Consider the following 12,104-nt stretch of genomic DNA (forward strand, 5'->3'; position numbering starts at 1 on the left):
GCCGCTTGTCAGCCGCGAATTTTACGAAGGGAAAAAAAACAAAAGGCCCATTCAATAAGCGAATGAGCCTTTAAAGTCCCGCAAAACGCGGGTAAACATGGCGTCCCCTAGGGGACTCGAACCCCTGTTACCGCCGTGAAAGGGCGGTGTCCTAGGCCACTAGACGAAGGGGACGTAACCTTCGCGAAGACTCACTTGCGTGAACCCTGGCAGAAATGGTGGAGCTAAGCGGGATCGAACCGCTGACCTCCTGCATGCCATGCAGGCGCTCTCCCAGCTGAGCTATAGCCCCGAAACAAAAGGCTCATCAATAATCGACGAGCCTTTTTAAGCCCTGCAAAACGCAGGAAAAAGTGGCGTCCCCTAGGGGACTCGAACCCCTGTTACCGCCGTGAAAGGGCGGTGTCCTAGGCCACTAGACGAAGGGGACGTAACCTTCGTGCCGATCCGCTTACGCGAACCGCGGCAAAATTGGTGGAGCTAAGCGGGATCGAACCGCTGACCTCCTGCATGCCATGCAGGCGCTCTCCCAGCTGAGCTATAGCCCCGGATTTTTAGCCTCGCGGCCCAGCGACATAATGAAACATCGCTTGTGTAAAACTGGCGTCCCCTAGGGGACTCGAACCCCTGTTACCGCCGTGAAAGGGCGGTGTCCTAGGCCACTAGACGAAGGGGACGAACCTTCTTACCTTCAAGACCCGGTTGCTGGACCCGGTCTTGTTTGCCAGCCGTGGCTGACAAACGGAATTTGGTGGAGCTAAGCGGGATCGAACCGCTGACCTCCTGCATGCCATGCAGGCGCTCTCCCAGCTGAGCTATAGCCCCACAATGTCGCTTTGAACCGAATCGCTGGCTGGGTGCCTGGCGTTTCGTTTTCGTTCATCGCTGTGGACGGGGCGCATATTAAGATCGGATTGCAGGGCTGTCAAACGAAATTTTGAAAATATTCAAAAGTTTTTTCACAGATAACAATCACTTACCGCCCTGCCCTGGTTTTCGGGCTTCAGCTGGACCTGTGGGAGCGGGCGTGCCCGCGAATGCGATGGTAAATCAAACACCGCATTAGCGGGCACGCCCGCTCCCACAGGTTAGGTGTAACGCTGAATCAGGCGATGGAAGCCAGCAGCTTTTCCCACTCTTTGTTTTCTTTCTTCGAAACGCCACCCAGCAGGTCCAGGGCCTGGCGCAGGCGATAGCGGGTCAGGTCGGGGCCGAGGATTTCCATGGCGTCCAGTACCGACACCGAACTGGCCTGGCCGGTAATGGCGGCAAACATCAGCGGCATAGCATCACGCAACTTCAGTTCCAGCGCCTCGACCACGGCCTGGATGCAGCCGGTGATGCGCTCTTTTTCCCACTGGCGCAGGCTTTCGAGCTTCCACAGGATCAGCTGGATCACCTGGCGCACCTGGTCGGCCGACAGTTTCTTGCTTTCGAACAGCTTGGCATCCAGCTTCAGCGCGCCTTCGAAGAAGAACCCGCCCAGCGGGGCAACCTGGCTGAACGTCTCGACCCGGCCCTGCACATGCGGGGCAATCTTCATCATGTAGTCGCTGTTGAATGCCCACTTCTGCAGGCGTGTGGCGAATTCCTCGACCGGCAGTTCGCGCAGCCACTGGCCGTTGAGCCAGGACAGCTTCTCGATGTCGAAGATCGGCCCACCCAGCGAAATACGCGACAGGTCGAAGTGCTCGACCATCTCGTCCAGCGAGAATTTTTCGCGCTCGTCCGGCATCGACCAGCCCATGCGGCCCAGGTAGTTGAGCATCGCCTCAGGCATGAAGCCCATGCGCTCGTAGAAGGTCACCGAGGTGGGGTTCTTGCGCTTGGACAGCTTGGACTTGTCAGGGTTACGCAGCAGCGGCATGTAGCACAGCTTGGGCTGTTCCCAGCCGAAGTATTCGTACAGCTTGATCAGCTTGGGCGCCGACGGCAGCCACTCTTCGCCACGCAGGACGTGGGTGATGCCCATCAGGTGGTCGTCGACCACGTTGGCCAGGAAGTACGTCGGCAGGCCGTCGTTCTTCATCAGCACCTGCATGTCCATGCGGTCCCACGGGATTTCGACATCGCCACGCAGCATGTCCGGCACCACGCACACACCTTCGCTCGGCACCTTCATGCGGATCACATGGGGCTCGCCAGCGCCCAGGCGGCGCTGCACTTCCTCGGCGCTCAGCAGCAGTGCGCGGCCGTCGTAGCGCGGGGTTTCGCCGCGGGCCTGTTGCTCGGCACGCATCTGCTCCAGCTCTTCGGCGGTGCAGAAGCAATAGAAGGCGTGGCCGGCGTCAACCAGCTCCTTGGCATACTTCGCGTAGATCTCGCCACGCTCGCTCTGCCGGTACGGGCCGTGCGGGCCGCCCACATCCGGGCCTTCGTTCCATTCGATGCCGAGCCAGCGCAGGGCGTCGAAGATCTGCTGTTCCGACTCGCGCGTGGAACGCAGCTGGTCGGTGTCTTCGATGCGCAGGATGAACTCACCGCCATGCTGCTTGGCAAAGCAGTAGTTGAACAGGGCGATGTAGGCAGTGCCGACATGGGGGTCGCCGGTAGGCGATGGCGCGATACGCGTGCGTACGGTGGTCATTGAAGGTCTCGAACTGAAGATGAAACAAAGGCGGGATGTTAGCAGGAGGCAGGCACCCGGCTCCAGCAATGGCGCGAACGTCTTAACCAAGGTGATGCAGCGCATCCCGATCGAACTCACCTTCAGTGCCGACACCCCGCCGCACGGGCGTCTTCGCCCCGGCATGTCGGTGACCGCCACCGTAGAGTTGAAAGACATCCCGGGCGCATTGTCAGCGACGCTGTAGGAAGGTTCATGGATTTCCACCTCGTACCTGGTGGCGGAAATCATCATGATCCCGCTGACCGCCTGGCTGAAATCCTAGGGCCGCTGCGCGGCCCTTTCGCGACACAAGGCCGCTCCCACAGAGGCCGCTTCAGGGATCAGCTGGTAATCAACCGCTCGCGCAGCTGGGTAATCTCGTCGCGCAGCTGCGCCGCGGCTTCGAACTCCAGGTCGCGGGCGAACTGCATCATCTTCTCTTCAAGCTGCTTGATACGCTTGGTGATCTCGCCCGGCGTACGCAGCTCGGCCTCGTAACGAGCGCTCTCTTCTGCCGCCTTGGCCATGCCCTTGCGCTTTTTGCTGCGCGCGCCAGGCACGGTGGCGCCTTCCAAGATGTCGGTGATGTCCTTGACCACCCCCTTGGGCACGATACCGTTGGCTTCGTTGAAGGCGATCTGCTTTTCACGGCGTCGCTCGGTTTCGTCAATCGCCCGCTGCATCGAGCCGGTAATATTGTCGGCGTACAGAATCGCCCGGCCATTGAGGTTACGCGCAGCGCGGCCAATGGTCTGAATCAGGGACCGCTCGGAACGCAGGAAGCCTTCCTTGTCCGCATCGAGAATCGCCACCAGCGACACTTCCGGCATGTCCAGGCCTTCGCGCAGCAGGTTGATGCCCACCAGTACGTCGAAGGTGCCCAGGCGCAGGTCGCGGATGATCTCCACCCGCTCCACCGTGTCGATGTCCGAGTGCAGGTAGCGCACCCGCACATCGTGGTCGGCGAGGTAATCAGAAAGGTCCTCGGCCATGCGCTTGGTCAGTGTAGTGGCCAGCACCCGCTCGCCCAGCGCCACGCGCTTGCGGATTTCCGACAGCAGGTCGTCAACCTGGGTCAGTGCCGGGCGTATTTCGACTTGCGGGTCGACCAGGCCGGTCGGGCGCACTACCTGCTCCACCACGCGCCCGGCATGCTCGGCTTCATAGGGGCCCGGGGTAGCGGACACGAAGATGGTCTGCGGGCTGACATCCTCCCACTCGTCGAAGCGCATCGGCCGGTTGTCCAGCGCCGAGGGCATGCGGAAGCCGTATTCGACCAGGGTTTCCTTGCGCGAACGGTCGCCCTTGTACATGGCACCGACCTGCGGAACGCTGACGTGTGATTCGTCGATCACTAGCAGTGCATCGGCTGGCAGGTAGTCGTACAGGGTGGGCGGTGGCGCACCGGCCGGGCGCCCGGACAGGTAGCGCGAGTAGTTCTCGATGCCATTGCAGTAACCCAGCTCCATGATCATTTCCAGATCGAAACGGGTGCGCTGCTCCAGGCGCTGCGCTTCCACCAGCTTGTTGGCCTTGTGCAGGTACTCCAGGCGCTCCTTCAACTCTTCCTTGATGCCCTCCACGGCCGCCAGCAGGGTTTCCCGCGGGGTAACGTAGTGGCTCTTGGGGTAGAAGGTGAAACGCGGCAACTTGCGAAAGACTTCGCCGGTGAGCGGGTCGAAGGCGGCGATGTTCTCCACCTCGTCATCGAACAGTTCGATGCGGATGGCTTCAAGGTCCGACTCGGCCGGGAAGATGTCGATCACATCACCGCGCACGCGGAAGGTGGCACGGGCAAAGTCCATTTCGTTGCGGGTGTACTGCAGGTCGGCCAGCCGGCGCAGCAGTGCGCGCTGGTCGAGCTTGTCGCCGCGGTCCACATGCAGGACCATTTTCAGGTAAGACTCCGGGCTACCCAGGCCATAGATGCACGACACGGTAGTGACGATAATCGCATCGCGCCGCTCAAGCAGCGCCTTGGTCGCCGACAGGCGCATCTGCTCGATGTGGTCGTTGATCGAGGCGTCCTTCTCGATGAAGGTGTCCGACGACGGCACGTAGGCCTCGGGCTGGTAGTAGTCGTAGTAGGAAACGAAATACTCCACCGCGTTGTTGGGGAAGAAGGCCTTGAACTCGCCGTACAACTGCGCGGCCAGGGTCTTGTTCGGCGCCAGCACCAGCGTCGGGCGCTGCACCTGGGCGATGACGTTGGCAATGCTGAAGGTCTTGCCCGAACCGGTCACGCCGAGCAGCGTCTGGTGCGACAGCCCCGCCTCGATGCCTTCGACCATCTGGCGGATGGCCTCGGGCTGGTCGCCGGCCGGCTGAAAACGGGTGACGAGCTGGAACTCGGACATGTTTGACCTCGCGGTGTTGCAGCAACTGTAAATTTAGCCAGTAGTCTATACCCAAATGCGGCTATCCGGGGGCGCTTTCAAGGCCAGGCTGTGAGCGCCTGTTACAGTGGACCCGGCAATTAGACCAATGGTCGAAAAATATTTGCGCAAATAGCCGGAAAAGCTGTGCCAGAGTGTCGCAGTGACCGGGCGGTATCACTATACTGACTCCCCGTTTGTGCACCGCTTCAGTGCATTCGGCTGGAGCGTGTACGCCCTATCACTCTCCAATCAGAGCCAAGGTAACAATGAGCCTGTTTTCCGCTGTCGAGCTGGCACCCCGCGACCCTATTCTGGGCCTCAACGAAGCATTCAACGCCGACCCACGTACCGACAAGGTCAACCTGGGCGTTGGCGTGTACTGCAATGAGGAAGGCCGCATTCCGCTGCTGCGCGCCGTGATCGAAGCCGAAACCCAGCGTGCCGCCCAGCACGCCTCGCGCGGCTATCTGCCGATCGACGGCATCGCCACTTACGACCAGGCCGTGCAAAAACTGATCTTCGGCGCTGAGTCGCCACTGCTGGCCGCTGGCCGCGTGGTCACCGTGCAGGCCGTTGGCGGCACCGGCGCGCTGAAGATCGGCGCCGACTTCCTCAAGCGCCTGTCGCCCAATGCCGTGGTTGCCATCAGCGACCCGAGCTGGGAAAACCACCGCGCACTGTTCGAAACCGCCGGTTTCCCGGTACAGAACTACCGCTACTACGACGCGCCGAGCAACGACGTCAACCGTGCCGGCATGCTCGAAGACCTGAACAACCTGCCGGCCGGCTCGATCGTCGTGCTGCATGCCTGCTGCCACAACCCGACTGGCGTCGACCTGGGCCTGGACGACTGGAAAAACGTCCTGGAAGTGGTCAAGGCCAAGGGCCATGTGCCGTTCCTCGACATGGCCTACCAGGGCTTTGGTGACGGTATCGCCGAAGACGCCTTCGCCGTGCGCCTGTTCGCCGAGTCGGGCCTGGAGTTCTTCGTTTCCAGCTCGTTCTCCAAGTCGTTCTCGCTGTACGGCGAGCGCGTTGGCGCACTGTCGATCGTCACCGCCTCGAAGGACGAGAGCACGCGCGTGCTGTCGCAGGTCAAGCGTGTGATCCGCACCACCTACTCCAACCCGCCGACCCACGGCGCGACCATCGTCGCTACCGTGCTGAACAGCGATGAACTGCGCCAGATGTGGGAAGCCGAGCTGGGCGAGATGCGCCAGCGCATCCACGGCATGCGCCAGCAAATGGTCAGCCTGCTGGCCGAATATGGTGCGAAGCGCGACTTCAGCTTCGTTGGCCGCCAGGCGGGCATGTTCTCCTACTCCGGCCTGACCGTTGAACAGGTGGCACGCCTGAAGAACGAATTTGGCATCTACGCGCTGGACACCGGCCGTATTGCGGTTGCCGCGCTGAACCAGAGCAACATCCACGTGGTCACCAAGGCCATCGTCGAAGTGCTGTAACCTGTTGATTTGCCTGGGAGAGGCTTGACTTCTTCCAGGCAGTCAGTAAGATACGCGCAGATTCCGCGATAGCTCAGTCGGTAGAGCAAATGACTGTTAATCATTGGGTCCCTGGTTCGAGTCCAGGTCGCGGAGCCAAACACTGAAAAAGCCCCCAGTTGCGCAAGCAACCGGGGGCTTTTTCGTTGCATCGAATTTACCGACCCAGTGGCTCGGTCACAGGCTTGCCCTCGTCCACCAGGCTCCAGACCAGCAGCTTGGCTGGCTGGGTCTTGCTGGCGTTGCGCGACACGCTGTGCACGGTACCTGGCGCTTCGTACCAATACTCACCGGCCTGGTAAGTCTTTTCCTGGTCGTTGTTAAGCTTCGACACCACCGCCCCCTGCAGAACGTAGGCCATCACTGCACCAGGATGCTGATGGGCGGGCGATGCCTCGCCAGGGGCGTAGCTCACGGTAAGCATGACAGCCGTTTTGCCCGGGGCATTCGAAGGTTGTTGTTGCTGCAGGACTTTGACCTGTTCGGCAACGTCGCCGTGGGCCCAGGCGGGGGTTTGGGCGGCGAGCAGGGCAAAAAAGACGATGGCCAAGGGTTTCATGGTGGGCTTCTCCTGGATGGCTAATGCCAGCAGGTTAGGGCTTCGTTGGCTGAACACAAATGGCCAATTCGAGGTAAAAGCAGGGGGCCGATTTTACCTGTGCTGCCCTCTTCGCGGGCACGCCCGCTCCCACAAGTTCGTTCGCCACAGGTTTTAAGGACTGCGCTGTACCTGTGGGAGCGGGCATGCCCGCGAAGAGGCCGTTACAGGCAACCAAGAGCTCAGCTGCTACGCCCAATCGGGTAGAACACGCCCTGGCTCCACACCACCAGCCATTCCTCGCCCTCGATCTCACGCGGCACCGCCAGCTCGACCAACTGGTAGAACACATTGCGGTGAATCAGCGCCTCAAGGTTGCTGCGCACCAGCACATAGGGCGATGGCTCTTGCGTCACCGGGTCGATGACCACCCGCAGTGGGTTGTCCGGCCCGGCGTCAACCTGGTCCTCGACATTGCTGGTGAAGCGCAGCACTTGCTGTTCACCCTCCCCCAGCACCTCCAGCGCCACAGCCACGAATGGGGCATCGTCGACGCGGATGCCAACCTTTTCTACCGGGGTAATCAGGAAGTAGTCATCGCCATCGCGGCGAATGATCGTGGAAAACAACCGCACCATCGGCTTGCGCCCGATCGGCGTACCCAGGTAATACCAGGTGCCATCGCGGGCGATGCGCATGTCAATGTCACCGCAGAAATCCGGGTTCCACAGGTGCACCGGCGGCAGGCCCTTGGCCTTGGGAATTTGTGCCAGAAGATCATTGGCCTTGCCGGAATCACTCATCACGCCTGCCTCATTCGCTCATACCCAGAAGGCTACGAGCGTACTCGCGCATAGGCGCACCAAGCAAATCCTCCGGGGTGTTGTCGTGGAACGTCAACAAACCGCCACGGCTCTTGATGCGTGCGGTGTCGATCAGGTAACGGGTATTGGTTTCGATCAACATCATCTGCACCACGCCAGTGTCCCAGCCCAGCCGGTCGACGGCCTGTTCGTCATACCACTCATCGCCATTGCCGATGCGGTCGTCGGTACGGGCGAAGCGGGTGTACAGGACGTAGTCGGCACCCACCGAACGCGCCTGGGCAATGGCGTCTTCCAGGCCCAGCGGGCCTTGGGCGCGGCGCACCATCGGGAAATACTCGACAAAGCTCTTGAATGCCTCGTCAGCCACCGCGTTCTGCCGTGGCACCGGCCCCTTGCCCGGCGGCACGAATGCACCCTGGCCGATGAAGATGAACGAGTCGGGCTGCAGGCGGATCGACAGGGTGCGGCGGGTATCGCTGTGATCCAGCAGACCGGCATCGCTCATGTGGTATCGGACGCCTTCGCCCATATCGCTGACATTCATGCAGCCGCCCAGCGCCATCAGCGCCAGCAGCAAGACCAGGCTACGCATCTTTCCTCCAGTGGCCGGCGACGAAAAACCGGCGAATAGCCGGCGGATGCAGCTTTTGCGCCAGCTTCAGCCGCCAATCACCTTCATCACCATCACATCCCCGGAAAACGCCAGGTCCTGCTTGTCTGCCAGCGCCTTGACCAGGAGGCGCTGCAGGGCCGGCAGGGCCTGATGACGCGGCTTTTCCAGCAGGTCACCGACGAAGTGGCGATTGCCCGAAGACAGGCAGCCATGCAACCAGCCCGTGGAGGACAGGCGCAAGCGCGAGCAGGTACGGCAAAACGGTACGCTCTCGTTGGCGATGATGCCAAAGTGGCCAACACCCGGGATCTGATAACGCAAGGCCGTGGCGTCCAGCGGCGAATCTACCTGAACGTAGGCATGCTTGCTGCCGATTAGCGTGAGCAGTTGGTCGAGGCCGATAAACTGCTGCACAAACGCATTGTGCTCGCGGGCCAGGTGGCCCATGCGCATGAGCTCGATGAAGCGCAACTCGAAACCCCGCTCCAGGCAGTAATCCAGCAGCGGCAACACCTGGTCAAGGTTGTGCCCGCGCATCGGCACCATGTTCACCTTGATTCGCATGCCCAGTGCACTGGCCTGCTCCATCCCCGCCAGCACACTGGCCAGGTCGCCGCCCCGGGCAATGCGGCGGAAGGCCTGGGGGTCGAGCGTGTCGAGGGAAACATTCAGGCGGCGGATACCCGCTGCCTGCAGCTGGGGCAACTTGCGCGCCAACAGCTGACCATTGGTGGTCAGCGAGATATCGTCGAGGTCGAGCTTGGCCACGGCAGCCAGAAAGGCCTCCAGGCGTGGACTGACCAGTGGCTCACCGCCGGTGATGCGCAGGCGCTCGATACCGGCCGCTTCGATCAGGTACGCCACGCCGCGGGCCAGCGCATCCGCCGACAGTTCGTCCTGCGCCGCCACGAGGCGCTTGCCGTCTGGCACGCAGTAGGTACAGGCGTAATTGCAAGCAGCCGTCAGGCTGACACGCAGGTTGCGAAAGCGCCTGCCTTGACGATCGACGATCATGAATGACTCCGGCATGGATGATAAGGGGCTGGCGAAACCTGACTCATAAATCAGGTTTTTGCAAGCCCCCGCACCCTGTCGGCTTCAGCGTGAGGTAAACGACCGCTTCAGTTGGCCGGTTCCGGGTCGCGCTTGCGCTTGTTGCCCATGCGCACACCAATGTCCATCAGGAACTGGAAGAAGCCTTCCTGATCCTCCAGCACATTGCTCCAGAACGGCGAGTGATAGAGCGCCACGGCGCCGTGCACCAGCGCCCAGGCAGCGCAGTAGTGGAAATACGGCGGTACGTCTTCGAGCTTGCCTTCGCTGATGCGGCCTTTGATCAACTGCGTCAAGCGGTCGAAGTTGGAGGCACGGATGCTGTGCAGTTGCTCGACCATTTCCGGCACCTGGTTGCCTTTGACCACCTTCTCTTCCAGGCGGTCAAACAGCCGGTAACGTTGCGGGTCGCGCATGCGGAACTCGAAGTAGGCGCGCGACAGGGCTTCCTTGTCACGGTCGACATCGGCCGAGTGCAACAGCTCGTTCAGGTCGCGCTCATAGTCGAGCATCAGGCGCAGGTAGATTTCTGCCTTGGACTTGAAATGCTTGTAGATCGTGCCTTTGCCGATACCCACGGCGTCGGCGATCATTTCGACGGTGACGCTGTCCTCACCCTGTTCGAGAAACAGCTTGAGCGCGGTGTCGAGGATTTCCTGTTCGCGACGGCGAAACTCACGGACCTTACGAGGTTCTTTCTGCATGGGAAGGACTGGATGACAATCGAAGCGGTTTATTATGCCTAACTTGCGAGAAATTGCACGGATCATCCACGCATGTCTGTGTTTCATGATGCTTACGGCCATACGCAGCGGGATGAACGAGGCGCCGCCGTATTCCAAATTTGTTTAAAAAACGATCAATATAGGCTGGCACTGCGCCAAACCTGACCAATACTTGAATTGTTGGCGCGGCGCATCCCCCCCAAGTGGCGCGCCGATAAAGGTGCTCAGGGACCGCGTACCTTTGTTTTACTCCTAATGGTCTTAACCCGGATTCCCCCCCCAGAACCCGGGTTTTTTTTGCTTGCGCGACGGGTCGCACAGCGACCCGCACTCCCCGCTCGGAGTATGTGCTGTACCGTGCCTGTGATCTTGATCTTGATCTTGATCTTGATCTTGATCTTGATCTTGCTTTTGATCTTCGCGACTTCAGGAGGCCGAACGCAGGCCTTGCGGAGGGAGGTGACGGGCATGGATGCCCGTCAAGCGCTGGGCCCCAGGATGGGGCCTGCAGCGCGGTCCTCCCGGGAGCGAGGCCGGAGTGAGGGAACCCCGGAGCGCAGCGCAGGGGCCGGATGATCGGAGCGCAGCGTTTTTTGGTTACTTTTTGTCGCGTTTGACAAAAAGTGACTCGCCGTAAGGGCGAAAAGGTGAGTCAGCGTCGCCATCGCAAACGGACTGTTCGCTGCACCAAAACAGCCATATCCGCTTTTTAGCTTCTTGCGAGGTGGGCCTTAACACAGTGTAGACATTCGTTCGCGCAGGTGGCGCTGAGTCACCTTTCCGCCCTTCCGGCGGGTTACTTTGGTCTTGGCCAAAGTAACCAAAGCCGTCCGCTCCCATCATCCGGCCCCTGCGCTTCGCTCCGGGGTCCCCTCGCTCCGGGCTTGCTCCCGGGAGGACCGCGCTGCAGGCCCCATCCTGGGGCCCAGCGCTTGACGGGCATCCATGCCCGTCACCTCCCTTCGCAAGCCCTGCGCTCGGCCTCCTGAAGTCGCAATCTGTGTCGCCTGAGCTACCGCGCGCTTAGAAGCCAAAGCCAAAGCAAGTGCAAGTGCACTCAGGCTCATGCGCCATCAAGCCACCCGCGCCAACGGGAACAACCGCTTGAAGTTGGCAGTAGTCTGCTCAGCCAGTTGCTCATAACTGGCGCCCCGCAACGAAGCCACATACTCCGCCACTTCCCGCACATACTGCGGCAAATTCGGCTTGCCACGGTGCGGAATGGGCGCCAGGTACGGCGAATCGGTCTCGACCAGCAAACGATCGACCGGCACCTGCCGGGCCACTTCGCGCAAGGCATCGGCATTGCGGAAGGTAACGATGCCAGACAGCGAGATGTAATACCCCAGGTCCAGCGCGGCCTTGGCCATCTCCCAGTCTTCGGTAAAGCAATGCAGCACGCCAGCCTGCGGCAGGTTGGCCTCACGCAGCAGTGCCAGGGTATCGGCACGTGCCGCCCGGGTGTGCACGATGACCGGTTTGCCGGTCTGCCGCGAGGCCTCCAGGTGCAGGCGGAACGAAGCCTGCTGCAGCTCGGCAGCTTCCGGCTCATAGTGGTAATCCAGCCCGGTTTCGCCTATCGCCACCACATGGGGGTGGGCCAGCTCGTGCAGCAACCATTCCAGCGCAGGGGTTTCTCCCGGCGCCAGGTCAAGCGGGTGTATGCCCACCGAGCAATCGACATCGGCGTACTGCTCGCTCAACGCCTTCACTGCACCGGCGTTTTCGGCACTGACGCCAATACACAGAAAATGACCAACCCCGCGCTCACGCGCCGCCTGCAAGGCAGCATCGAGGGAACCCTGGTGGGCGCTGAGGTCAAGACGGTCGAGGTGGCAATGGGAATCTACGAGCATGGGA

The 12,104-nt window shown here is 61.1% G+C and carries 9 protein-coding genes, 7 tRNA genes and 1 pseudogene; 3 read left to right on the plus strand and 14 right to left on the minus strand.

Annotated elements, in window-relative coordinates; translation table 11 throughout:
• Window positions 1–98 precede the first annotated feature (98 nt).
• The 7 genes from JOY50_RS16670 to gltX all read right to left on the minus strand — a co-directional run bounded on the left by JOY50_RS16670 (window position 99) and on the right by gltX (window position 2,587).
• Window positions 99–174 (minus strand) — tRNA-Glu (locus tag JOY50_RS16670).
• A 42-nt stretch (window positions 175–216) separates the two neighbouring features.
• A tRNA-Ala gene (locus tag JOY50_RS16675) sits at window positions 217–292 on the minus strand.
• A gap of 62 nt (window positions 293–354) precedes the next feature.
• Window positions 355–430, minus strand: a tRNA-Glu gene (locus JOY50_RS16680).
• Between the two features lie 42 nt (window positions 431–472).
• Window positions 473–548 (minus strand) — tRNA-Ala (locus tag JOY50_RS16685).
• 53 nt (window positions 549–601) lie between these two features.
• Window positions 602–677 (minus strand) — tRNA-Glu (locus tag JOY50_RS16690).
• Between the two features lie 72 nt (window positions 678–749).
• A tRNA-Ala gene (locus tag JOY50_RS16695) sits at window positions 750–825 on the minus strand.
• Window positions 826–1,105: 280 nt separating this feature from the next.
• The gene (gltX, locus tag JOY50_RS16700) at window positions 1,106–2,587 is read right to left on the minus strand and encodes a glutamate--tRNA ligase (RefSeq protein ID WP_132847045.1); all 1,482 of its coding nucleotides are present in this window, start codon (window positions 2,585–2,587) and stop codon (window positions 1,106–1,108) included.
• A gap of 163 nt (window positions 2,588–2,750) precedes the next feature.
• Between gltX and JOY50_RS16710 the strand changes: the two are divergent.
• A pseudogene (locus tag JOY50_RS16710) lies at window positions 2,751–2,882 on the plus strand (hypothetical protein); the annotation flags it as partial.
• Between the two features lie 67 nt (window positions 2,883–2,949).
• On the opposite strand, the gene uvrB reads toward JOY50_RS16710, so the two are convergent.
• Window positions 2,950–4,965, minus strand: a complete 2,016-nt coding sequence (gene uvrB, locus JOY50_RS16715; RefSeq protein ID WP_019473290.1) for an excinuclease ABC subunit UvrB — start codon at window positions 4,963–4,965, stop codon at window positions 2,950–2,952.
• A gap of 287 nt (window positions 4,966–5,252) precedes the next feature.
• Between uvrB and JOY50_RS16720 the strand changes: the two genes are divergently transcribed.
• Both JOY50_RS16720 and JOY50_RS16725 read left to right on the plus strand, forming a co-directional pair.
• Window positions 5,253–6,449, plus strand: a complete 1,197-nt coding sequence (locus JOY50_RS16720) for an amino acid aminotransferase (RefSeq protein ID WP_016485500.1) — start codon at window positions 5,253–5,255, stop codon at window positions 6,447–6,449.
• A gap of 62 nt (window positions 6,450–6,511) precedes the next feature.
• Window positions 6,512–6,587, plus strand: a tRNA-Asn gene (locus JOY50_RS16725).
• Between the two features lie 58 nt (window positions 6,588–6,645).
• Here the strand turns inward: JOY50_RS16725 and JOY50_RS16730 are convergent.
• From JOY50_RS16730 to JOY50_RS16755, 6 genes are all read right to left on the minus strand, one after another.
• Entirely contained in the window at window positions 6,646–7,047 is a 402-nt protein-coding gene (locus JOY50_RS16730; RefSeq protein ID WP_243055548.1) for a cupin domain-containing protein, read from the minus strand.
• Between the two features lie 221 nt (window positions 7,048–7,268).
• On the minus strand, window positions 7,269–7,829 hold the full coding sequence (locus JOY50_RS16735) for a DUF1285 domain-containing protein (RefSeq protein WP_243055549.1): 561 nt from the start codon (window positions 7,827–7,829) through the stop codon (window positions 7,269–7,271).
• A gap of 10 nt (window positions 7,830–7,839) precedes the next feature.
• On the minus strand, window positions 7,840–8,445 hold the full coding sequence (locus JOY50_RS16740) for a DUF4823 domain-containing protein (protein WP_132847048.1): 606 nt from the start codon (window positions 8,443–8,445) through the stop codon (window positions 7,840–7,842).
• 66 nt (window positions 8,446–8,511) lie between these two features.
• Entirely contained in the window at window positions 8,512–9,480 is a 969-nt protein-coding gene (locus JOY50_RS16745) for a GTP 3',8-cyclase MoaA (protein ID WP_243055550.1), read from the minus strand.
• Between the two features lie 107 nt (window positions 9,481–9,587).
• Window positions 9,588–10,223 carry a TetR/AcrR family transcriptional regulator gene (locus tag JOY50_RS16750; RefSeq protein WP_019473685.1) on the minus strand — a complete coding sequence of 212 codons (636 nt, stop codon included), beginning with the start codon at window positions 10,221–10,223 and terminating at the stop codon, window positions 9,588–9,590.
• Between the two features lie 1,094 nt (window positions 10,224–11,317).
• Window positions 11,318–12,100 carry a TatD family hydrolase gene (locus JOY50_RS16755; RefSeq protein ID WP_132846980.1) on the minus strand — a complete coding sequence of 261 codons (783 nt, stop codon included), beginning with the start codon at window positions 12,098–12,100 and terminating at the stop codon, window positions 11,318–11,320.
• Window positions 12,101–12,104: the final 4 nt, after the last annotated feature.

The organism is Pseudomonas sp. BP01 (genome assembly GCF_022760795.1).
GTDB classification, from domain to species: Bacteria; Pseudomonadota; Gammaproteobacteria; order Pseudomonadales; family Pseudomonadaceae; genus Aquipseudomonas; species Aquipseudomonas putida_Q.